Origin of the sequence: Aquamicrobium defluvii, assembly GCF_004363725.1 — a bacterium.
GTDB lineage: Bacteria > Pseudomonadota > Alphaproteobacteria > Rhizobiales > Rhizobiaceae > Mesorhizobium > Mesorhizobium defluvii.
In genome coordinates this window covers 180,225-200,598 of the sequence record NZ_SNZF01000005.1, presented here as the reverse complement: position 1 = coordinate 200,598, position 20,374 = coordinate 180,225, and the positions used below count along the sequence as shown (strand labels likewise).

The window sequence follows — 20,374 nt, the reverse complement described above, 5'->3', positions numbered from 1 at the left end:
GCTTAGCGCGTGAAGAGGTAGGTGTCTCCCATCCTGTTACGCTCCAAAAACCCAAGGCTGGCAAACCTGTCCAACACAGCCTTGGCTTTCAGCTCACCGATGACGTGCGGATGAACCTCCAGCATCGCCGCACGCACACCGGGAAAATCGGTTGCATCCACGATTTCCGCCTCAGCACCTTCAACATCCATGCTGATGATGGTCGGCCCGAACGCATTGATAATATCGGAAATGGCAACACTCTTGACCGATATGGCTCCCTTCGAGTCACGCGGGAAAACGCTGGATGAAAATACCCGCTTCTGAAGGTGAAGTTCGATATCTCTACCATCTTTGGTTACCGCGACCATATGAAGTGCCGGATCGACATTGTTGAGAGCGAAGTTCTTACGAATGATTGGCTCCAGCGCGGGGTTCGCCTCATGTGTCTGGACATTTTTGCTGCCAACCAGCTTTGCCGCCGTTATCGCAACAACGCCAACACATGTTCCAAGATCAAGAACCCTGTCGGATGGAGAGAGGTCCAGCGTTCGAATTAGATGCCGCTCCTGCTTTTCATACTCTCGATGGAACACGCCCTTGCGAATTTCGCGCGGCACCGTGAATTTATCGACTGATATCGTCAAGTCATCGAGCGATGCTGTCTGCTGGTTGAAAATCTTTGACGCATTGTAGCGAATTTTATCAGCGAATGAAGATTTCATCACGATTGGCACCCCGACCCATGATTGACGGATATATCCGGGCAGGCTGATCCTCACAACATGAAAGACACGCGGTCGTATTAGCCGCGAACCGCCAGAAACACGGCGATGGCAATGACGATCAGCAGAAATGCAATCAGCGATCCCTTGCGCACAGGCGGCCCGCCATAATCTGGTGATTTCTCATAACCGGTCATGGCTGGTCTCCGGTTGGGCCGGCGCATAAAAACTTGGGGATTTCAGTACGCCGGCCCGTGCGGCACTGGGGGGCGCCGCACGCCTATCTAACCCGATCCCGCTCCCCTGACAATCTGAAAGGAATTGACATGGACCTGTCGCATGGCGACGGGCGGGGTCGCTACGCTCTTGGGATAGAGGCGAATGGCGATGCCATCTGTAAGCGACGGTCGAAATATTCGATTGTGTAGCGGGAAAGGACTTCGAACTGATCGTTCCCCGGATGGATCACATATCGGCCATCCGGGGAAATTAGTTTGGTTACAGGGACCATCCCCCGCGTCGGATCGGCGCCAATGCCTACTCGACACTCCCCGCCTTGGGCGCGGAGCCAGCCCATGTATTCCCCCAGCGTTGCCACGAAAAGCTCTTAGGCTACGAGCTTTTCACGATACTGAGGGCGGTCCTCGTAAAGGTCGTGGAACATCTTCGGAGCGGGGCCGACGACTTCGTTAACGTCGCGACCGGAGGCAAGAGCCTCCTTTTCCTCGGCAATAAGAGCGATTTTCAGGCGATCCAAAGCCTCATCGAATGAACGGCCCTGCGCTGAGACATCAAGCTCAAGCGCCTGGACTACAAAGACGTCGCCGTCCTTGATGCCAACCACCCTGTATGTCTGTTTCATTGCAGTAGCTCCATTTTGGCCCGTGTAAATGGGCCTTTTGACCGAAAAGTCAACGTCTGACGCTTCGATCACCCCCCTGATGAAAATCAGCGAAGCACGAGAAACTTAAAAAATCAACAAGGAGAATGTCGCATGGATCGCAACTTTGCGAGAGCGTTAGCGCTCGTCCTGAAGCATGAAGGGCTTTGGTCCGACCACCCTCAAGACAAGGGCGGTCCCACCATGAAGGGCGTCACGCTCGCCAATTTCAGGCGCTACGTGAAGCCGAACGCGACCAAGGAAGACCTGAAGAAGATCACCGACGAACAGGTCGCAACAATATATCGCCGGTTCTATTGGGACGCCGTGCGCGGTTCTGACTTGCCGGGAGGGATCGACTACGCCGTCTTCGACATGGCTGTGAACAGCGGACCGGATCGGGCGATCAAGTACCTTCAGGCGGTTGTCGGGGCCAAGCAGGATGGGCGGATCGGCCCGGACACGTTGGCCAAGACCCGCGCAATGATGCGAGCCACGGTCATCAACAGCCTGTGCGACAAGCGCATGGCCTTCCTGAAGCGCCTGAAGACGTGGCCGACCTTCGGAAAGGGCTGGACCTCGCGCGTCTCTGGCGTGCGTGCTGAGGCTCTGAAGATGGCTGCCCAGCCGGATACGCCGCCCCCTGTCGTGGTGGAAAAGGAAGTCCAGAAAGAGGTCGTCCCCGAAACCGTCGAAACCAAGGTGAAGAAGGAAACCGGCCTGTGGGGCTGGCTCACCACCGGCTTCGGTGGCGTGGGCGCTGCGGTCGCATGGCTCCGTGACAGCCAGGTGTCGGACATTGCCGCGTTCGGTGGCGTTGCCATCGTCGGCCTGCTTATCCTGACTTTCCTTGGACCAAGATTGGCGGCGTCCATCCGCAAGATCAGGGAGGAACTGGCTTAAAGTACTCGTTTCGTTCTTGTTGCATTTGTTTGGGGAAACAGAGTTGCTGTCCGGGTGTTCTGGGTCTGTTTCGTTTAAAAGGGTATTGAACTAATGAATTCCCCATTTGGGGAATGCCCCAGCCCTAACTGGGGCTGGAGAGGGGGCGAGGTTTCTCGCTTGGACACCGAAGACCTTCCCCCTCTCGTGTCCAAAGTGCGGTTAGGGCCGCACATCGTACGAAAGGAACCCTATCATGGGTCAGATCGTAACTGTCAACTTCCGTGGCGATCAACTTTACGGCTTCGAGAGCGATGACGGCGTGTTCGTCGCGCTCAAACCCATCGTTGAGAGCATTGGGATGAACTGGTCCGGGCAGGAGCAGCGGGTCAAGCGCGACCCAATTCTCTCGGAAGGTATATGTGTCATGCATACACCTTTCGGCCCCGGAGGCGGGCAGGACTGCCTTTGCCTTAAGATGGACCTCGTGAACGGATGGCTTTTCACCATCGACTCAGCCCGGATCAAGGACCAAGCGGTGCGCGAAAAGGTCATTCTGTACCAGCGCGAGTGCTACGGGGTGCTTTTCAAGCACTTCTACAAGGGCGCAAAGCCTGTTCAGGAGCCGTTGGTTATCGAAGATCATGAGGAAACGGCCAGCCCCGACAACGCCAAGGTGCGCTTGGTGACCGAATGTCGCCAGACGTTTGGCTCAAAAGCTTCTGGTCAGCTTTGGTTCCAATTGGGATTGCCGACCGTACCGGCCATGATCGAACAAAGCAGGCAGTTCGACTTGCTCGACTTCGAGGCGATCAAAACGGCATCGGATAGTCGAGCAGCCTGAATATCGGAATAAACTTGCATTGGGGCGGTTCTTCGGAGCCGCCCCTTTCACATGGAGATTGGCAATGGCCTTCCTTCTCTCGCCTCTCGGCCGCGTGCTGGGCGCTCTCGCTGTCACTGCCTCTCTCATGGGCCTGTCATGGCTCCACGGCTACCAGCAAGGCGCGGCATCCGAAAGGCAGGCCATCCTCACTCGATCCGTTGAAGTCTTGCGCGAAAGGACAAAGGTCGATGACCAGATACGCGACATGGATGCTGCTGGCCTGTGTACCGCTCTTGGCGGCGTGTTCGAAGACGGCTCCTGCCAGTGAATGCGATGGGTGGCGGAAGCTCACGCCATCAGCCGAGACGCGGCAATTCATCATCCAGAACGACAGGCCGTTCGCGCAGGGCGTGGCGGCTCATAACCAATTTGGCAAGCAGCGGGGATGCTGGGAATGAGCGATGCAAAGCGGTTTGACGATCTGCCGGACGATACCAAGGAGTTTCTGACGGACCTCAGCCCAGATGATGTGCGCACCATCAGGGCTGGTCTGCCAATCGTCAGGGCCATAATTGGCTTTGGCAAGGTGACGAAGTGGATAGCAATCGCGGCGCTTGGAATTCTCGGCGGCATCGTCATGCTTGGAGAGAGCGTGGCGAAGATCGTCGCTTGGTTTCGGCCTTGAAGGTTTCCATTCCGGGCCGGAACGCGGCGCGAACATCGTTTGGAAACCCTTCCCTTAAGTAACTGAAAAGTCAGGCGATGTTCAGTAATGGTCTGTTAACTTCGCATCGCTCATAAGTTTTTACTCGAATTCTATCGTTCACCGGAGACGGGCTATTGTGGCGAAGCGCGCAGGCTTCTGACAACCGGGTAAGCCCAAAACGGGTTCCCGCCAGCGTCAGGGCTGTCGCTTCTGTCGTGCTCCTGTCGCTTGGCGGCTGCGGCATGGGCGGTTTCAGTCTCGACAAGGTCGAAATAGACCGTTCCATCGTCACCAGCAATGTACCATCCACGAATAGCGGCACGGCCACCGATGCCGGCTTCGCCGCTGACCAGATCACCGTCCGCAACGCCGCCTCGTCGGCCGACCTCGAGGAGCTCGGCGGGCAGCCGGTGCCGTGGGCGAATGCCGACACGGGCTCGCGCGGCTCGATTTCGGCGATTGCCGAAACCCGGATCGGGAGCGAACTGTGCCGCGTGTTCTCCGTCACACGCGAAAGCTTCGACGGTGTGATCCTCTACAGGGGACGCATCTGCATGATGGGTGCCGGCGTGTGGCGGATCGAGGAGTTCAAGGCGGTCTGAGTAGTTTTGCACAGGGTCTGGAATTTCTTCCTATGCAGGCGCATATAAGGCTCGACACCAGAACCGTTCGTCTAGCAGGCAGGATATATGCGCGACCCGTATGAGGTGCTGGGCGTTGCAAAAAACGCCTCGGCCAAGGAAATCAAGTCGGCCTACAGGAAGCTGGCCAAGAAGTATCATCCGGACCAGAATCCGGACGATCCCAAGGCCAAGGACCATTTCGCGGCCGCGAATCAGGCTTATGAGATCGTCGGCGACGATAAGCAGCGCGCCGCTTACGACCGTGGCGAGATCGGTCCCGACGGCAAGCCGCGCTTTCAGGGCTTCGAGGGCGCTGCCGGAGGCGATCCCTTTGCCGGTTTCAGGCGCGGACAGCAGGGGCCCGGCGGTGCGCATTTCGAATTCCGTTCGGCTGGTCCGGGCGGCGAAGCCTTTGGCGACGACATCTTCAGCCATATATTCGGCGACGCATTCACGCGCCAGCAGCAGGGCCCCCAGGGTCCGTGGTCGGCCGGAGCGGACCGTCGCCGCCAGACGGCTCGCGGACAGGACATGAATGTCGAGCTTGGCATCACCATCGAGGAAGCGGCGACGACGCCCAGGGTGACGGCCCAGTTCCCGGATGGCCGCAAGATCGCGGTGAAATTGCCCGGCTATGTCGAGGACGGCCAGACCATACGCCTCAAGGGCCAGGGGGAGCAGGGCCATGGCGCGCCGGGCGATGCGCTGGTCAGGATCCGCTTCCTGAACCATCCGCGCTATCGCGTGGAGGGTCGCGACCTTCATGTCGATCTGCCGGTGCCGCTGCGTGATGCGGTGCTCGGCGCCAAGCTGCCCGTGGAGACGCCGACCGGCAAACTGGCGCTCAATGTGCCGGCATGGTCGAGTTCCGACAAGGTTCTGCGTCTGAAAGGCAAGGGCCTGCCCAACAAGTCCGGCGGTCATGGCGACCTGTATGTGCATGTGCGCCTGATGCTGCCGGAGGGCGGCGACAGTGAGCTTGAGGCGCTGATGCGCAAGCGGCCGGCCTGACCCCGGATCGACAGGTCGGCGTTTGAGAGCTTGAAGCGCGGGTAAGCCTGTGCGATAGGGCTTGCTTCCAAGCAGACAAGGTGCGGAGAACGCTGACATGGCGGGTGTACAGGGCCTCATGGCCGGCAAGCGCGGGCTCATTCTGGGTGTCGCCAACAATCGCTCGATCGCTTTCGGTATCGCAAAGGCTTGCGTCGACAATGGCGCCGAGATCGCGCTGACCTATCAGGGCGAAGCCTTCAGGAAGCGCGTGGAGCCGCTGGCGGCGGAACTCGGCGCGCACATCGCCGGCCATTGCGACGTTACCGACCCGGAAAGCCTCGATGCGGTGTTTGCGAATGTCGCGGCGCATTTCGGCAAGGTCGATTTCGTCGTCCACGCCATCGCCTTCTCCGACAAGGAGGAACTGGACGGCCGCTACGTCGAGACGACCCGCGCCAACTTCAACCGCACCATGGAGATTTCGGTGTTCTCCTTCACCGATATCGCCAGGCGTTCCGAAGCGATCATGAACGATGGCGGCTCGCTGCTGACCCTGACCTATTATGGGGCGGAGAAGGTGATGCCGCACTATAACGTCATGGGCGTCGCCAAGGCCGCTCTGGAAGCCAGCGTGCGCTATCTGGCGGTCGATCTCGGCGGCCGCGGCATCCGCGTCAACGCCATTTCGGCCGGCCCGATCAAGACGCTGGCCGCCTCCGGCATCGGCGACTTCCGCTACATCCTGAAATGGAACGAGTACAACTCGCCGCTCAAGCGCACGGTCACGCCGGAAGAGGTCGGTGATTCGGGCCTCTATCTGCTGTCCGACCTGTCGCGCGGCGTCACCGGCGAGGTGCATCACGTCGATTCCGGCTATCATGTCGTCGGCATGAAGGCCGTCGATGCACCGGACATCTCCACCGTCAAGGACTGATTTCCGCCATTCCAGCCGGCGATTCCGGACGTTTTTTCAGGGGACGCTGCAGATCATGCCCGCGCCTGTCTATATCGTGCGCCACGGTCAGACCGACTGGAACGCCGAGTTTCGCCTCCAGGGGCAGGCCGATATCGATCTCAACGATCTCGGCCGCAGGCAGGCTGCGGGAAACGGCCGCAGCCTCGCGCGCCTGATCGCCGAGCCGCAGCTGTTCGATTTCGTGGCAAGCCCGATGGCGAGGACCCGCCACACCATGGAACTGCTGCGTGGCGCGATGGAGCTGGACCCCGCAGCCTACCGCGTGGACGAAAGGCTCAAGGAGCTGAATTTCGGCGACTGGCAGGGCTATACGGCCGAGGAGCTTGAGGCGCTGCACCCCGGTTCAACGCGTGAGCGCGAGCTTGCCAAGTGGGATTTCCGGCCGGCCGGAGAGGGTGCGGAAAGCTACCAGATGCTGCTGGAACGGGTGGAGCCGGTGTTCCGTGCCTTGCGGGGCCCCGCCGTCTGCGTCACCCATGGCGGCGTGATGCGCGCATTGTTTCGCCTCGTCGGAGCTGCGACGAAGGAGGAAGCCTGCGCTCTCGCCATCCCGCAGGACCGCATCCTGCGCTGGCAGGAGGGCACTCTGGAATGGCTGTAGAGATCGACAGGGCAGCAGGGACTATTCGGTAACCTGCATGTCGGTGATGACGTTTTCGCCATTGGTCACGTCATAGGCGATAACGACGTCCATGCCTGCTTCGAGCGAGTCGACATCCATCTCGGCATTGAGCTTGTAGGATTTGCCGTTATCCAGCGTCAGCGTCATCGCTTCCTTGTCGACCTTCCTGATCAGCCCTTCAGCCTGTTCGGCGAAGGCGGCGGTCGAGATCAGCATCAGGGCTGCTGCGGCGCCAGCGAGAATGCGCCCGGTTTTGATTGGCATATGTCGTCCTCTGGTTTCTTGCTCCGGCTTGGGGCCGGGTGATTGCGGAGACAGGGCGATGTGAACAGAAGCAGCCCAATGTGTCAAAGCTTAGACGCGGGGCATGACGGTTTGACCACCGCAAAAAACGCCAATAGAACGCATGCACGATCATACCGGTGTCGGGCCGCATGCCGGCTTCGACCCGAAGGGCAGGTTTTTCCCGATGTCTCACAACACGTTCGGCCATCTGTTCCGCGTCACCACCTGGGGCGAAAGCCATGGCGCAGCGCTTGGCTGCGTTGTGGACGGCTGTCCCCCCGGCATCCGCTTCACGCCGGCGGATATACAGGCCGAACTGGATCGCCGCCGTCCCGGCCAGTCGCGCTTCGTCACCCAGCGGCGCGAGCCCGATCAGGTGAAGGTGCTTTCCGGCTTCATCCTCGATGAGGACGGCGAGACGATGGTCACGACCGGCACGCCGGTATCGATGATGATCGAGAATGTCGACCAGCGCTCGAAGGACTATGGCGAGATCGCGCGCCAGTACCGTCCGGGCCACGCGGACTATACCTATGATGTGAAGTATGGCCTGCGCGATCATCGTGGCGGCGGGCGCTCCTCCGCGCGGGAGACCGCCGCCCGTGTTGCCGCCGGCGCGCTCGCCCGCAAGGTGGTGCCCGGTCTCGTGGTGCGCGGCGCGCTGGTTTCCATGGGCGTGAAGGACATCGACCGCGCCAACTGGGACTGGGATTTCATCGGCCACGAGGACAATCCCTTCTTCACGCCGGACCCCGCCTCGGTACCGGTTTTCAGCGCCTATCTGGATGAAATCCGCAAGGCGGGCTCGTCGGTGGGCGCAATTGTCGAGATCGTGGCGGAAGGGGTGCCGGCGGGGCTCGGCGCGCCGCTCTATGGCAAGCTCGATCAGGACATTGCCGGCAACCTGATGTCGATAAACGCGGTCAAGGGCGTCGAGATCGGCAACGGCTTCGAAGCGGCCCGCATCACCGGCGAGGAAAATGCCGACGAGATGCGCATGGGCGATGACGGCCGCCCCGTGTTCCTGTCCAACAAGGCGGGCGGCGTTCTCGGCGGCATCTCGACCGGCGAACCGGTCGTCGCGCGCTTTGCGGTGAAGCCGACCTCGTCGATCCTGACGCCGCGGCTTTCCATCGACAAGGAGGGAGCCGAAGTGGAAGTGCGCACCAAAGGGCGTCACGACCCCTGCGTCGGCATTCGTGCCGTGCCTGTGGGCGAGGCCATGGTCGCCTGTGCCATCGCCGACCACTATCTGCGCCACAGGGGGCAGACGGGCAGGGCGGAAGGGTAAGGGTTCGCAGGGCGATATATGGGGCGGGTACTTGCCCGCTCTGCCCCAAAGCCCTATTCCCTTACTGCCTTATTCCCTTATTGCTTGCGAGCGAAACGAGCCCCCATGTACGACCAGAAGAAGATCGTCGAAGCCATCCGCGCTTTCGAGCGTGGCGAGATCGTCGTTGTCATGGATGATGACGGGCGCGAGAACGAGGGCGACCTGATCGTCGCCGCCGTGCATTGCACGCCCGAGAAGATGGCCTTCATCGTGCGCCACACATCCGGCATCGTCTGTACGCCGATGCTGCGCGAGGATGCGCGACGGCTCAATCTCGCGCCGATGGTCGCCGACAACGATTCCGCGCACACCACCGCTTTCACCGTCAGTGTCGATTTCAAACATGGCACCACCACCGGCATTTCGGCCGACGACCGCACGCTCACCGTGCGCAATCTGGCCAATGGCAATGTAGGCCCATCGGATTTCGTGCGTCCCGGGCACATCTTCCCCCTGATCGCCCGGGAAGGCGGCGTGCTGATGCGCTCCGGTCATACGGAAGCGGCTGTCGATCTGTGCAAGCTCGCCGGCCTGCCGCCGGTCGGCGTCATTTCCGAACTGGTCAACGACGACGGCACGGTGATGCGCGGCCCGCAGGTGCAGGCATTCGCAGAGGCCAACAATCTCAGGCAGGTTTCGGTCGCCGACCTCATCGCCTATCGCCAGCGGCAGGAAACGCTGGTCGAGCGTGTCGCCTGCACCGATATCGAGACACCCGGTGGCCAGGCCAGGCTCTATGCCTACACGCTTCCGTGGGACCCGATGCAGCATCTGGCGGTTGTTTTCGGCGACATTCGCGATGGCGAGGAAGTGCCCGTGCGTCTGCATCCGGAAAATGTCGTCGCGGATGTATTCGGCACCAGCCACCGGCTGGACGGCATCATGAGCGCCATGGGAGACCAGAAGCGCGGCGTCATCGTCTATCTGCGCGAAGGCTCCGTCGGCGTCGCGCATCAGGAGAGCCGCCGCCGTGGAGGCGATAGCGAGGACCATGAGGAGGCCCGCCGCCGCGAGAACGAATGGCGCGAGATCGGGCTGGGCGCGCAGATCCTCAAGGACCTCGGTATCTCGTCCATCAATCTCATCGCCTCGCGCGAGCGCCATTATGTCGGGCTGGAAGGCTTCGGCATCCGCATCGTCAGGACCGAAATCGCCTGATCGCCGGCCACCGCTGCTACCCGATTGACGCAATCCCGAAGCGGCGCGATGCTTCCGGCGTTTCATTGGGGGGCGTGGATGTGGCCGTTCATCGCGCTTCGGATGATCGCCCATTTCGATATCACGCTCGCCTGCAACGTGCTGGACGGAATCTTCATCGCCGTTCAAACTGCCCGGCAGGGCATAGTTCTCTTCTATTTCACCGAAGATCGAAGGACAGGTTCCCGATCCCGAATGGGATCGGCGGCTTGCCGGGGCGTCTTCGAAATTTCGCGAGCTCGCAGACACGGCCGGGGAAAGCCTGCGCCCTTCGCGCAGTCGGATGGATGCTTCCGCAAAGTGAATTGTTGATCAAAAAGATCCGCGACCCTGAAAATGTGGTCAAGCGGTTCCCATGCGCCTATATCGGGGCATGGTCACGCGCCTCTACAGCCATCCGGTCTATCTGGAGCACCTGACGCCAGCCGGGCATCCGGAGCGTCCGGACAGGCTGCGCGCCATCGAACGCGTGCTGATGGAGGAGCCGTTCGAAGCGCTTGACCGGGTCGAGGCGCCGGAAGGCGATGCCGCAACCCTCTTATACGCCCACCCCGAAAGCCATGTGGAGCGGCTGCGCGCCGCAGCGCCGCAGGAGGGCATCGCCACCATCGATGGCGACACGGTGCTGAGCCCGAAGAGCTGGCAGGCGGCGCTGACGGCGGTCGGGGCGGCGAACGCGGCCGTGGACGATGTGTTTTCAGGCACCGCAGCCAATGTCTTCGTGGCCTCGCGCCCGCCGGGCCATCATGCCGAGAAATCCACGGCCATGGGGTTTTGCCTGTTCAACAATGCCGCGATCGCGGCCCGTCATGCACAGAAGAAGCACGGCGCGGAGCGCGTCGCCATCGTCGACTGGGACGTCCACCACGGCAATGGCACGCAGGATATTTTCTGGGACGACCCGAGCGTTCTTTATTGCTCCACCCACCAGATTCCGCTTTTTCCGGGCAGCGGCCGGCGTAACGAGACCGGCGCGTTCGGCAATGTCGTCAACGCGCCGCTGGCGCCGGATACGGGGTCTGAAGCGTTTCGGGAAGCTTTCGGCACCCGCATCCTGCCGCGCATCGATGATTTCGCGCCCGACCTGATCATCGTCTCGGCTGGCTTCGATGCCCATTATCGCGATCCTCTGGCCGACATCAACCTGACCGAGGACGATTTCGACTGGGCGACGGGCTATCTGCTGGAACGAGCGACACGCTATTGCGACAACAGGCTCGTGAGTCTGTTGGAAGGCGGCTACGACCTGCATGGACTGGCATTTTCGGTTGCGGCCCATGTCGGTCGCCTGATGAAGGGATGAACGGATGGATGCTTCGGCTAACGACGACGTGAAGGCGATGAGCTTCGAGCAGGCGCTCGATGCGCTGGAGAAGATCGTCGAGGATCTCGAACGCGGCGAGGTGCCGCTCGACCAGTCGATCCGCATCTATGAGCGTGGCGAGGCGCTGAAGGCCCATTGCGACCGGCTGCTGAAGGCGGCCGAGGACAAGGTGGAGAAAATCAGGCTGGCCCGCGACGGCAAGCCCGCCGGCACCGAACCGCTCGACGGCGAATAGCGCTGTTCGCGATACGCGCCGACAGGGGATCGAGCGTTTACATTCCGGTCTCGTCGGCCTATTCCGGCTGCGTGCATCAGCTTCGGGAGGTAGCAGCCGATGAACGCCGGACCCCAGCCGCAGCTTCCTGAGACTCCGCTTCTCGACAAGGTTCGCATTCCGGCGGACCTGCGAAACCTTCCTGAAAGCGCCCTGCCGCAACTGGCCGACGAATTGCGCCGCGAGACCATCGACGTGGTGTCGCGCACCGGGGGGCATCTCGGCGCCGGTCTCGGCGTCATCGAACTGACCGTGGCGCTGCACCATGTGTTCGACACGCCGCGCGACCGGGTGATCTGGGACGTCGGCCACCAGACCTATCCGCACAAGATCCTCACCGGACGCCGCGACCGCATCCGCACCCTGCGGCAGGAAGGCGGGCTTTCCGGCTTCACCAAGCGCGACGAAAGCGAATACGACCCGTTCGGCGCGGCGCATTCTTCCACCTCCATTTCGGCCGGGCTCGGCATGGCGGTGGCGCGCGATCTCGCCGGCGGGCGCAACAATGTCATCGCTGTCATCGGCGACGGCTCCATGTCGGCCGGCATGGCCTATGAGGCCCTGAACAATGCAGGCGCGCTGGGTTCGCGGCTGATCGTCATCCTCAACGACAACGACATGTCGATCGCACCGCCGAGCGGAGCGATGAGCGCCTATCTGGCGCGGCTGGCTTCGGGGCGCACCTATCAGGGCTTTCGCGAACTGGGCAAGAAGCTCACCGCCTATCTCGGCAAGCGTGCCGACCGGGCCATCACGCGGGCCGTGGAACATGCGCGCGGCTACGTCACCGGCGGCACGCTGTTCGAGGAGATGGGCTTCTTCCACATCGGCCCCATCGACGGGCACAATCTGGAGCATCTGGTGCCGGTGCTGAAGAATGTGCGTGACCATGGCGAGGGCCCGGTGCTCATCCATGTCGTGACGCAAAAGGGCAAGGGCTATGCGCCGGCCGAGGCCGCCGCCGACAAGTATCACGGCGTCAACAGGTTCGACGTCATCACCGGTGCGCAGGCCAAGGCTCCGGCCAATGCGCCAGCCTATACGAAAGTGTTCGCCGAAAGCCTGATTCGCGAAGCGCGCGAGGACGAGAAAATCGTCGCCGTCACCGCGGCCATGCCTTCCGGCACCGGGCTCGACCTGTTCGGCGAGGCGTTTCCGAGCCGTACCTTCGATGTGGGCATCGCGGAACAGCATGCCGTGACCTTCGCTGCCGGGCTTGCCACCGAAGGCTACAAGCCCTTTGCCGCCATTTATTCCACCTTCCTGCAACGGGCCTACGATCAGGTCGTGCACGACGTGGCGATCCAGAAGCTGCCGGTGCGTTTTCCCATCGACCGCGCCGGCTTCGTCGGCGCGGACGGCCCGACCCATTGCGGCGCCTTCGACACGACCTTCCTCGCCTCGCTGCCGGGCTTCGTGGTGATGGCCGCCGCTGACGAGGCGGAGCTGAGGCATATGGTGCGCACCGCTGCGGCCTATGACGAGGGGCCGATCTCCTTCCGCTATCCGCGCGGCAACGGCGTCGGCGTCGACATGCCCGAACGCGGCGAAATGCTGGCCATCGGCAAGGGCCGCATCGTGCGGCAGGGCTCGCGCGTGGCGCTGCTGTCCTTCGGCACGCGGCTGGCTGACTGCCTGCTGGCAGCCGAAGCGCTGGATGCTGCCGGCCTTTCCACCACGGTCGCCGATGCGCGCTTCGCCAAGCCGCTGGACGAAGACCTTGTGCGCCGGTTGGCGCGCGGACACGAGATTCTGGTGACGGTGGAGGAAGGCGCCATCGGCGGCTTCGCCACGCAGGTTCTGCACTTCCTTGCCCATGAAGGGCTTCTGGAAAGCGGCCTGAAGGTGCGCCCGCTGGTGCTGCCGGACGCGTTCACCGATCACGGCACGCCGGAAAAAATGTATGCCGAGGCCGGGCTCGACAGTTCCGGCATCGTGCGCACCGTCTTCGCCGCGCTTGGCCATGTCGAAAGCGTCCGGCGCGCCTGATGTTGACGCAACAATTTTGAATCACTGCATGAGCGGCCTGAATCATCTTCTGCCGTTTCTGTCGTAACGCTCTGTTTACGCTTATTTTTGGCGTTTCGCTTACCCTTCCGGTTGGCCGAATCTCAACGTCACGCTGTTAGCTCTGGCCCCGGCAAGGGGCGTGATGGCAGTGAAAGCGGTTTTCTACGGCATGGCGGTCGTGGTGGTGACGACGGGGTATGGCGCCGCGGAGACGCGCGTCGACGCGCGTATCGACGAAGCGGCGCGGGAGATCGTAGCCGCAAGGATGGGGAACCTGCGGGGCGGTTTCGAGCCGGGCGAAGAGCCTCTTTTCGTGGGGCAGGGGGTCGGGCAAAAGGAGCGCGAGCCGCTCAAGGTCCTTCAATATGGCCGTTACCGCGACGACCCGCGCATCACACCCCAAAGCAGGAAGACGCGCTGACGGCGCTTGCGTTCGTGCCCGCCTTTCGTCAATGAAGGCGGATGAAGCCAGAAGCACCAGCCAGCCGGCGGCTGCGGCTCGATGAACTGCTCGTCGAGCGCGGCCTGTTCGTCAGCCGATCCCGCGCCCGCGATGCGATCGGACGCGGAACCGTGCGCGTGGGCGGCGAGGTGGCTGACAAGCCCGGGCGGACCATTGCCATCGATGCCGCTGTCGAGATCGACGACCCGGCCCGCGCCTATGTCTCGCGCGCGGCGCTCAAGCTGATTGCAGGGCTCGATTGCTTCGGGTTCGACCCGGCCGGCTGCGAGGCGCTCGATATCGGCGCTTCCACGGGCGGCTTTACGCAGGTGCTTCTGGAGCGCGGTGCCGCTCACGTTACCGCAATCGATGTCGGCCATGGCCAGATGCGCGCGGAGATTGCCGCAGATCCGCGCGTCACCTCCATCGAAGGGCTGAACGCGCGTGAGCTTGCTGCCGCAAATCTCGGCGGCCGCGCGCCGGATTTCATCGTCTCCGACGTCAGCTTCATTTCGCTGAAGCTCGCCTTGCCGCCAGCTCTGGAACTGGCCGCATCGGGCGCGCGGGCGGTGCTTCTGGTCAAGCCGCAATTCGAGGCGGGCAGGGAGGCCATCGGCAAGGGCGGCCTGTTGAAGAACCCGGACGAGGGGGAGCGCATCGCTGCCGACCTGCGCGACTGGCTGGACAACCAGCCGGGCTGGCGCGCCCTCGGGCTGCATCCGTCGCCCATCGAAGGCGGCGACGGCAACCGCGAATTCCTGCTGGCCGGAGTGAAAGACCGATGAGCGCGCGCTTTACGATCGACAGGCTGGGCGCGCAGGGCGACGGCGTGGCCAATACCGAAAGCGGGCAGGTGTTCATCCCCTTCACGCTGGCTGGCGAGGTGGTGACCGCCGCCCGCGAGCGCGACCGCGCGACGCTGATGGCGGTGCTGGAGAAATCGCCGCTCCGTGTCGAGCCCGCCTGCCGCCACTTCGGCGATTGCGGCGGTTGCGCCTTGCAGCATCTTGAGGATTCGGCTTACCGCGCCTGGAAGCGCGACAAGGTCGTTCATGCCCTGAAAGGCGCGCGCATCGAATGCGAAGTGGACGATCTGGTACCCTGCGCGCCGCATACGCGCCGCCGGGTGACGCTGAGTGCGCGGCGCACCGAGGCGGGGCTGCTGCTCGGCTTCAACCGGCATATGTCCACGCAGATCGTCGACCTTGACGAATGCCCCATCGCGCTTCCGCAGATCGTCGGCGCGCTGGATTTGCTGCGTGAACTCGGCAGCCTGATCTGCGCCACGCCGAAGCCGTTCCATATGACCGTAACCGTCACGGCATCCGGCCTTGATGTCGCCGCTTCCGATTCGGGGCGCATGGGCGAACGCCAGCGCCAGATCGCGGCCAATTTCGTCATCGGCCATGGGCTGGCGCGGCTGTCGGTGGATGGCGAGATCATCATCGAGCCGCAGAAGCCGGTGGTGATGTTCGGTGCTGCGGCCGTTCCGGTCCCGCCCGGCTCGTTCCTTCAGGCAACGGAACCGGCCGAGCAGACCATGGCCGATCTGGTCGGCCGGCATCTGGCACGGGCGAAGAAGGTGGCCGATCTTTTTGCCGGTTGCGGCAGCTTCGCGCTGCGGCTGGCGGCAAAATCCGAAGTGCATGCGGTGGAAGGCGAAGCAGCAGCCCTTGCCGCTCTGGACCGAGGCTTCCGTTACGCACCCGGCCTGAAGCGGGTGACCTCGGAAAAGCGCGACCTGTTCCGTCGCCCGCTCACCTTCAAGGAACTGAACGCGTTCGACGGGCTGGTCTTCGATCCGCCGCGCGCCGGCGCGGAAGACCAGTGCCGGCAGATCGCGCGCTCCGATGTGCCGCTGGTCGCGGCGGTATCGTGCAATCCCGTCACGCTCGCGCGCGACCTCGCCATCCTGCTTGCCGGCGGCTACCGGCTCAGGCAGGTCATACCCATCGACCAGTTCCTGTGGTCGGCGCATGTCGAGGCCGTGGCTCTGCTGGAGAAGCCGAAGAAAAGGCGATAAAAGCGGTGCGCTTGAAATGCGCGCCGTTTGCGCTTATTTTGAGCACATGATGTTCAAAATATGAAAGGAGGATGAACTATGGCCTCCATGGCTCTTGCATTTCATGCTTCGCGTTTTGGCGAAGGCGGTTCGCCCTTCCTCTCGCCGAGGCGGGTGGCGGAATTGCTCGGCGTAACCCTTTCCGAACTGGCGGCGCTGATCGGTGTCGCCCGCAACACGCTGGCCGCCAAAACCGGCGCGCGCAAGGTGGATGCGGCGCTGAGCCCCGTCGTGCGCATATTGACGATGGCCGGGGAAATGTCGGGCGACGAGCGCCGCGCCGCGATCTGGTTCAAGCACCAGCCAATACCCGGCTGGGCCGGCAAGACTGCCTACGACCTTGTGCGCGAGGGCAAGGCCGACAAGGTGCTCGCCTATCTGGAGGCTGTGCGCTCCGGCGTCTATGCCTGATAAAGCGCCGCTTACCCTGTGGCGCGCTTTCGTGCCGCAATGGGCGCACCTGCCTTTGTCGGGCGAGGGCGCGGCCCGTTTCGGCGGGCGCTGGAACCCGGTCGGGGCACCGGCCATCTATGCCGCGCGCGAATTGTCTACCGCCTGGGCAGAGTACAATCAGGGCTTCGTCCAGCACCCGGCGCTGATCGCCCGGCTCGAACTGACCGGCGCGCGGCTTGCCGACCTCACCGACGCTGAGACGCTGGACGCCCTGAGCATAGAGCCGTCGATCCATGCCTGCGAATGGCGCGACATGATGGATCGCGGCAAGGTTCCCGACACCCACAGGCTGCGCGCGAAACTTTTGCGGCAAGGGTGGGACGGGGTGATCTACCCGTCCTTCATGTCTCCGGGCGGCACCTGTGTGGCGCTATGGCGCTGGAACGGCAAGGGCGCGCCGGAACTTACCGTCATCGACCCCGATCACAGGCTGCCCAGATCAGCCGCCTCGTGGATGTGACGCCGTTCAGACCTGTGTGCCGCCAACCGTCATCTGGTTCATGCGCAGATGCGGCTGGCCGACGCCCACGGGAACCCATTGGCCGGCCTTGCCGCAATTGCCGATGCCGGTGTCGAGTTTCATGTCGTTGCCGACCATGGTGACGCGGTGCATGGCGTCGGGGCCGTTGCCGATCAGCATGGCGCCCTTGATCGGCTGCGTCACCTTGCCGTCCTCGATCATGTAGGCTTCGGTGCAGCCGAACACGAACTTGCCGGAGGTGATATCCACCTGCCCGCCGCCGAAGGATACGGCGTAGATGCCCTTCTTCACCGAGGCGATGATTTCCTCGGGCGTCTTGTCGCCGGACATCATGTAGGTGTTGGTCATGCGCGGCATCGGCCGGTGGGCGTACCCCTCGCGGCGTCCGTTGCCGGTTGCCGTCATGCCCATCAGCCGGGCGTTCTGCCGGTCCTGCATGTAGCCGACGAGCTTTCCGTCCTCGATCAGGACATTGTGGGCGCTAGGCGTGCCCTCGTCGTCGACGGTGATCGAGCCGCGGCGTTCGGGAAATGTGCCGTCATCGACAACGGTGACGCCTTTGGCGGCCACCTGTTGTCCCATCAGGCCGGCGAAGGCGGAGGTCTTCTTGCGGTTGAAGTCGCCTTCGAGCCCGTGGCCGACCGCCTCGTGCAGCATCACGCCGGGCCAGCCGTTGGCCAGCACGATGTCGAAGGTTCCGGCAGGGGCCGGAGCCGCTTGGAGATTGACCAGCGCCTGCCGCAGCGCCTCGCCTGCGGCATATTTCCAGTTCTCTTCCGCGAGGAACTCGCCGAATGCCTTGCGCCCGCCCGTGCCGTAGGACCCGCTTTCCTGCCGGTCGCCGTCACCGACGACGACCGCGACGTTCATGCGCACCAGCGGGCGGATGTCGCGCACGACCTGCCCGTCGCCGCGCAGGATTTCCACATGCTGCCACGAGGAGGAGAGCGAGGCCGTCACCTGCCGCACGCGCGGGTCGGCGTTCCGCAGATGAGCGTCGATCTCCTGCAGGAGCTTCGCCTTGGCCTCGAAGCCGGGTGCGGGGATAGGGTTCTCGTCGGAATAGAGATGGCGGTTGGTGCGCGCCGGCGCATCGGCAAGCGTGCCTTCATGCCCGTTACTCACGGTCGCGACCGCGTCGGTGGCGCGCAGCAGGGCGGCATGGGAAAGTTCGCTCGAATGGGCGTAGCCCACAGCCTCGCCGGCAACCGCGCGCAGGCCGAAACCGCGGTCGGTATTGAAGTTGGCGGTCTTCAGCCTGCCGTTGTCGAGCATCAGCGATTCGTTCTCGCTGTGTTCGAGGAACAGTTCGCCATCGTCCGCGCCACGCAGCGTGTCTGCCACGAGCGTTCGGATGCGATCCTCGGAAATGTCGAACTGGGAAAGCAGGCTGGTCATGACATGTCCTCGAACGTGAGCATCGGAGCGGAATATGTGGCGCGGTTCTCGCGCTGGCCCGATGCTGGAACAAAAAAGGGTCTCGCCGCCATGTAAGCGTGCGAGACCCGTTCGGCAATGAGCGGAGGGGCAAGAACCGACCGAAGCGCCGGGTCAGGGCAGTGCGGCGAAACCGTCGGCGAATCCCTTGAGATCGACCGGGATGCCGATGCCTTCTTCCGGCGTCTGGAATATGATGAACGTGGCGGATGCGCCGGCCTTGAGCGTATCGAGCAGCTGCTTTTCAAGGATCACTTCGGCATAGCAGCCGTCCTGGAAGCAGCGCACGAAATAGGCGCGGCCGATATCCTTGCCGTCCACGTTGAGGCCGAGGCCGTTGGGCAGGAGCACGCCGAGCGGCGCCAGCACGCGCAGGATTTCCGCCTTGTTGTCGGCCGTGCGCAGCACGACGACCGAAAGGCCCATTTCGGGCCTGTCTTCGGCGACGACATTCTGCATCATCACGCATTGTTCGGCGGTCGCGCCCGGAGGCGTGTCGCAGATCACGGACCACGCGCCATGGGTCGAGCGCACCGTGCCGCTCTGCTGCGCAAGGGCTGAGCCCGAAACTGACATCACCCCCAGCAAGGCGGCGAGAAAGGTGACCTTCGCCAAGGTTCCCGAAACCCAAGACTTCATGACGGCTCCACTGCGAATCGCCTCACTTTAAGCCGCCCATGCGCGGAGCGGAAGGATGCGGGCGCGCCCAATTGCTTCCGGACGCGACAATAATGCGGTTTTTGCACCTCTATTTTGCCCATGCGGCCGGCTCGCGGCAAGAATGCGCTTACATCGGGGCAGGCGCGGTGCTGCGATGCCGCGCGCAAAAATGCCGCATGGATGACCCCGGTCCTTCCTTGCGGAGGGAAACAGAGTATGGTTTGAACCACCATCGACTGTCCGGGATTCCCGTTCCGGCATCAATTGGATTATTCTCGCGCCGGATGTGCGAGCAAGGGAGATGATAAGGGCGATGAAAAGATTCATTGCAGGGGGAATCGGCGCTGGAGCCGCATTGTTTTCCGCAGCCTCCGCCTGGGCGGCGCAGCCGTCCGACTGGGAATACAGGTTCCAGCCTGCGGCAACCGACATCATGCATCAGATCACATGGTTCGAAGGTTATACGCTTGCCTTCATCATTCCGGTCACGCTTCTGGTTCTGGTGCTGCTCGCCTATTGCATCGTGAGGTTCCGCGCGAGTGCGAACCCGGTGCCTTCGCGCACCAGCCACAATACGGTCATCGAGGTGATCTGGACGGTGGGGCCGGTGCTGATCCTGCTGCTGCTGGCCGTTCCGTCCTTCCAGCTGCTCACCAACCAGTATTCGCCGCCGGAAGAGGCAAAGCTGACCATCAAGGCAACCGCCAATCAGTGGAACTGGGACTACGAGTACCAGACCGACGACGCCCTTTCGTTCAACTCGGCCATGCTTCAGGAAGGCGATCGCGCCGCTGCCGGCAAGGAAGACAAGTCCGTCTATCCGCGCCTGCTCGCGGTCGACAACGAGATGGTCGTGCCTGCCAATACCGTTGTGCGGGTTCTCGTGACGGCTTCCGACGTCATTCATGCCTTCGCGGTGCCGTCGTTCGGCGTCAAGAGCGACGCCGTTCCCGGCCGTCTGAGCGAGGTATGGTTCAAGGTGGAGAAGGAAGGATTCTATTACGGCCAGTGTTCCGAGCTTTGCGGCAAGGATCACGCTTTCATGCCGATCGCCGTCCGTGTCGTTTCTCCGGAGCAGTATGAAACCTGGGTGGCGGCAGCCAAGAGCGACCTGCCTGCCGCCAACAAGGCGCTGACCGCGCAGATCGAGGCTGCCAGCAAGCTGGCCGCTGCAAACTGAGCCCGCAACCCAGATATTCAAGGT

At 62.8% G+C, this 20,374-nt stretch carries 24 protein-coding genes; 19 read left to right on the top strand and 5 right to left on the bottom strand.

What is annotated here, in order from left to right:
- Nucleotides 1-2 precede the first annotated feature (2 nt).
- Both DES43_RS06045 and DES43_RS06040 read right to left on the bottom strand, forming a co-directional pair.
- The gene (locus DES43_RS06045; RefSeq protein ID WP_133674854.1) at nucleotides 3-704 is read right to left on the bottom strand and encodes an FkbM family methyltransferase; all 702 of its coding nucleotides are present in this window, start codon (nucleotides 702-704) and stop codon (nucleotides 3-5) included.
- 607 nt (nucleotides 705-1,311) lie between these two features.
- Entirely contained in the window at nucleotides 1,312-1,566 is a 255-nt protein-coding gene (locus tag DES43_RS06040) for a hypothetical protein (protein ID WP_133674853.1), read from the bottom strand.
- A gap of 132 nt (nucleotides 1,567-1,698) precedes the next feature.
- Between DES43_RS06040 and DES43_RS06035 the strand changes: the two genes are divergently transcribed.
- From DES43_RS06035 to DES43_RS05995, 8 genes are all read left to right on the top strand, one after another.
- Entirely contained in the window at nucleotides 1,699-2,487 is a 789-nt protein-coding gene (locus DES43_RS06035) for a glycoside hydrolase family 108 protein (protein WP_133674852.1), read from the top strand.
- A 235-nt stretch (nucleotides 2,488-2,722) separates the two neighbouring features.
- A complete protein-coding gene (locus DES43_RS06030) occupies nucleotides 2,723-3,310 on the top strand; it encodes a phage antirepressor N-terminal domain-containing protein (protein WP_133674851.1) in 588 nt (195 codons plus the stop codon).
- 64 nt (nucleotides 3,311-3,374) lie between these two features.
- Nucleotides 3,375-3,620 (top strand): hypothetical protein, encoded by a 246-nt coding sequence (locus DES43_RS06025; RefSeq protein ID WP_133674850.1) that lies wholly within the window; start codon nucleotides 3,375-3,377, stop codon nucleotides 3,618-3,620.
- A 126-nt stretch (nucleotides 3,621-3,746) separates the two neighbouring features.
- On the top strand, nucleotides 3,747-3,977 hold the full coding sequence (locus DES43_RS06015) for a hypothetical protein (protein WP_133674848.1): 231 nt from the start codon (nucleotides 3,747-3,749) through the stop codon (nucleotides 3,975-3,977).
- Between the two features lie 155 nt (nucleotides 3,978-4,132).
- Nucleotides 4,133-4,600 carry an RT0821/Lpp0805 family surface protein gene (locus tag DES43_RS06010; protein WP_051520369.1) on the top strand — a complete coding sequence of 156 codons (468 nt, stop codon included), beginning with the start codon at nucleotides 4,133-4,135 and terminating at the stop codon, nucleotides 4,598-4,600.
- Between the two features lie 87 nt (nucleotides 4,601-4,687).
- Entirely contained in the window at nucleotides 4,688-5,632 is a 945-nt protein-coding gene (locus tag DES43_RS06005; protein WP_035023317.1) for a DnaJ C-terminal domain-containing protein, read from the top strand.
- 97 nt (nucleotides 5,633-5,729) lie between these two features.
- The gene (gene fabI, locus DES43_RS06000) at nucleotides 5,730-6,548 is read left to right on the top strand and encodes an enoyl-ACP reductase FabI (protein ID WP_035023314.1); all 819 of its coding nucleotides are present in this window, start codon (nucleotides 5,730-5,732) and stop codon (nucleotides 6,546-6,548) included.
- Nucleotides 6,549-6,603: 55 nt separating this feature from the next.
- Nucleotides 6,604-7,191: a histidine phosphatase family protein gene (locus tag DES43_RS05995; protein WP_035023311.1), complete on the top strand. Its 588-nt coding sequence runs from the start codon at nucleotides 6,604-6,606 to the stop codon at nucleotides 7,189-7,191.
- 21 nt (nucleotides 7,192-7,212) lie between these two features.
- Here the strand turns inward: DES43_RS05995 and DES43_RS05990 are convergent, their stop codons facing one another.
- Nucleotides 7,213-7,476: a DUF1344 domain-containing protein gene (locus DES43_RS05990; RefSeq protein ID WP_035023308.1), complete on the bottom strand. Its 264-nt coding sequence runs from the start codon at nucleotides 7,474-7,476 to the stop codon at nucleotides 7,213-7,215.
- 205 nt (nucleotides 7,477-7,681) lie between these two features.
- Here DES43_RS05990 and aroC point away from each other — a divergent pair, with 205 nt between their 5' ends.
- The 10 genes from aroC to DES43_RS05940 all read left to right on the top strand — a co-directional run bounded on the left by aroC (nucleotide 7,682) and on the right by DES43_RS05940 (nucleotide 17,052).
- A complete protein-coding gene (aroC, locus tag DES43_RS05985; RefSeq protein WP_035023526.1) occupies nucleotides 7,682-8,788 on the top strand; it encodes a chorismate synthase in 1,107 nt (368 codons plus the stop codon).
- A gap of 105 nt (nucleotides 8,789-8,893) precedes the next feature.
- Nucleotides 8,894-9,988: a 3,4-dihydroxy-2-butanone-4-phosphate synthase gene (ribB, locus tag DES43_RS05980; RefSeq protein WP_035023305.1), complete on the top strand. Its 1,095-nt coding sequence runs from the start codon at nucleotides 8,894-8,896 to the stop codon at nucleotides 9,986-9,988.
- 412 nt (nucleotides 9,989-10,400) lie between these two features.
- Entirely contained in the window at nucleotides 10,401-11,330 is a 930-nt protein-coding gene (locus DES43_RS05975; RefSeq protein ID WP_035023523.1) for a histone deacetylase family protein, read from the top strand.
- Nucleotides 11,331-11,334: 4 nt separating this feature from the next.
- Nucleotides 11,335-11,586 (top strand): exodeoxyribonuclease VII small subunit, encoded by a 252-nt coding sequence (locus DES43_RS05970; protein ID WP_035023302.1) that lies wholly within the window; start codon nucleotides 11,335-11,337, stop codon nucleotides 11,584-11,586.
- A 99-nt stretch (nucleotides 11,587-11,685) separates the two neighbouring features.
- The gene (gene dxs, locus DES43_RS05965) at nucleotides 11,686-13,614 is read left to right on the top strand and encodes a 1-deoxy-D-xylulose-5-phosphate synthase (protein ID WP_035023299.1); all 1,929 of its coding nucleotides are present in this window, start codon (nucleotides 11,686-11,688) and stop codon (nucleotides 13,612-13,614) included.
- 163 nt (nucleotides 13,615-13,777) lie between these two features.
- The gene (locus tag DES43_RS05960; RefSeq protein WP_035023297.1) at nucleotides 13,778-14,056 is read left to right on the top strand and encodes a hypothetical protein; all 279 of its coding nucleotides are present in this window, start codon (nucleotides 13,778-13,780) and stop codon (nucleotides 14,054-14,056) included.
- Nucleotides 14,057-14,097: 41 nt separating this feature from the next.
- Complete coding sequence (locus DES43_RS05955) at nucleotides 14,098-14,862, top strand: TlyA family RNA methyltransferase (RefSeq protein WP_035023294.1); 765 nt, start codon at nucleotides 14,098-14,100, stop codon at nucleotides 14,860-14,862.
- Nucleotides 14,859-16,100: a class I SAM-dependent RNA methyltransferase gene (locus DES43_RS05950; protein WP_035023291.1), complete on the top strand. Its 1,242-nt coding sequence runs from the start codon at nucleotides 14,859-14,861 to the stop codon at nucleotides 16,098-16,100. Before DES43_RS05955 ends, DES43_RS05950 begins: the two co-directional genes overlap by 4 nt.
- Nucleotides 16,101-16,178: 78 nt before the next feature.
- Nucleotides 16,179-16,550 carry an antitoxin Xre/MbcA/ParS toxin-binding domain-containing protein gene (locus DES43_RS05945; protein WP_035023288.1) on the top strand — a complete coding sequence of 124 codons (372 nt, stop codon included), beginning with the start codon at nucleotides 16,179-16,181 and terminating at the stop codon, nucleotides 16,548-16,550.
- A complete protein-coding gene (locus DES43_RS05940) occupies nucleotides 16,543-17,052 on the top strand; it encodes an RES family NAD+ phosphorylase (protein WP_051520368.1) in 510 nt (169 codons plus the stop codon). Before DES43_RS05945 ends, DES43_RS05940 begins: the two co-directional genes overlap by 8 nt.
- 6 nt (nucleotides 17,053-17,058) lie before the next feature.
- Here DES43_RS05940 and tldD read toward each other — a convergent pair whose 3' ends face one another.
- Together tldD and DES43_RS05930 are read right to left on the bottom strand one after the other, a co-directional pair.
- Complete coding sequence (gene tldD, locus DES43_RS05935; RefSeq protein WP_035023285.1) at nucleotides 17,059-18,471, bottom strand: metalloprotease TldD; 1,413 nt, start codon at nucleotides 18,469-18,471, stop codon at nucleotides 17,059-17,061.
- 153 nt (nucleotides 18,472-18,624) lie between these two features.
- The gene (locus DES43_RS05930; protein ID WP_035023281.1) at nucleotides 18,625-19,149 is read right to left on the bottom strand and encodes an invasion associated locus B family protein; all 525 of its coding nucleotides are present in this window, start codon (nucleotides 19,147-19,149) and stop codon (nucleotides 18,625-18,627) included.
- Nucleotides 19,150-19,483: 334 nt separating this feature from the next.
- Here DES43_RS05930 and coxB point away from each other — a divergent pair, with 334 nt between their 5' ends.
- Nucleotides 19,484-20,350, top strand: a complete 867-nt coding sequence (coxB, locus tag DES43_RS05925) for a cytochrome c oxidase subunit II (protein WP_035023278.1) — start codon at nucleotides 19,484-19,486, stop codon at nucleotides 20,348-20,350.
- Nucleotides 20,351-20,374: the final 24 nt, after the last annotated feature.

Coding starts and splice junctions, on each gene's coding strand:
- DES43_RS06015 (WP_133674848.1), top strand. CDS start 3,747: ATGAGCGATGCAAAGCGGTTTGACGATCTGCCGGACGATACCAAGGAG.
- DES43_RS05940 (WP_051520368.1), top strand. CDS start 16,543: ATGCCTGATAAAGCGCCGCTTACCCTGTGGCGCGCTTTCGTGCCGCAA.
- DES43_RS05945 (WP_035023288.1), top strand. CDS start 16,179: ATGGCCTCCATGGCTCTTGCATTTCATGCTTCGCGTTTTGGCGAAGGC.
- DES43_RS05960 (WP_035023297.1), top strand. CDS start 13,778: ATGGCAGTGAAAGCGGTTTTCTACGGCATGGCGGTCGTGGTGGTGACG.
- tldD (WP_035023285.1), bottom strand. CDS start 18,471: ATGACCAGCCTGCTTTCCCAGTTCGACATTTCCGAGGATCGCATCCGA.
- DES43_RS05930 (WP_035023281.1), bottom strand. CDS start 19,149: ATGAAGTCTTGGGTTTCGGGAACCTTGGCGAAGGTCACCTTTCTCGCC.
- DES43_RS05990 (WP_035023308.1), bottom strand. CDS start 7,476: ATGCCAATCAAAACCGGGCGCATTCTCGCTGGCGCCGCAGCAGCCCTG.
- fabI (WP_035023314.1), top strand. CDS start 5,730: ATGGCGGGTGTACAGGGCCTCATGGCCGGCAAGCGCGGGCTCATTCTG.
- DES43_RS06045 (WP_133674854.1), bottom strand. CDS start 704: ATGAAATCTTCATTCGCTGATAAAATTCGCTACAATGCGTCAAAGATT.
- DES43_RS05970 (WP_035023302.1), top strand. CDS start 11,335: ATGGATGCTTCGGCTAACGACGACGTGAAGGCGATGAGCTTCGAGCAG.
- DES43_RS06030 (WP_133674851.1), top strand. CDS start 2,723: ATGGGTCAGATCGTAACTGTCAACTTCCGTGGCGATCAACTTTACGGC.
- ribB (WP_035023305.1), top strand. CDS start 8,894: ATGTACGACCAGAAGAAGATCGTCGAAGCCATCCGCGCTTTCGAGCGT.
- dxs (WP_035023299.1), top strand. CDS start 11,686: ATGAACGCCGGACCCCAGCCGCAGCTTCCTGAGACTCCGCTTCTCGAC.
- DES43_RS06025 (WP_133674850.1), top strand. CDS start 3,375: ATGGCCTTCCTTCTCTCGCCTCTCGGCCGCGTGCTGGGCGCTCTCGCT.
- DES43_RS05995 (WP_035023311.1), top strand. CDS start 6,604: ATGCCCGCGCCTGTCTATATCGTGCGCCACGGTCAGACCGACTGGAAC.
- DES43_RS05950 (WP_035023291.1), top strand. CDS start 14,859: ATGAGCGCGCGCTTTACGATCGACAGGCTGGGCGCGCAGGGCGACGGC.
- DES43_RS05955 (WP_035023294.1), top strand. CDS start 14,098: ATGAAGCCAGAAGCACCAGCCAGCCGGCGGCTGCGGCTCGATGAACTG.
- DES43_RS06040 (WP_133674853.1), bottom strand. CDS start 1,566: ATGAAACAGACATACAGGGTGGTTGGCATCAAGGACGGCGACGTCTTT.
- aroC (WP_035023526.1), top strand. CDS start 7,682: ATGTCTCACAACACGTTCGGCCATCTGTTCCGCGTCACCACCTGGGGC.
- DES43_RS06035 (WP_133674852.1), top strand. CDS start 1,699: ATGGATCGCAACTTTGCGAGAGCGTTAGCGCTCGTCCTGAAGCATGAA.
- DES43_RS06005 (WP_035023317.1), top strand. CDS start 4,688: ATGCGCGACCCGTATGAGGTGCTGGGCGTTGCAAAAAACGCCTCGGCC.
- coxB (WP_035023278.1), top strand. CDS start 19,484: ATGAAAAGATTCATTGCAGGGGGAATCGGCGCTGGAGCCGCATTGTTT.
- DES43_RS05975 (WP_035023523.1), top strand. CDS start 10,401: ATGGTCACGCGCCTCTACAGCCATCCGGTCTATCTGGAGCACCTGACG.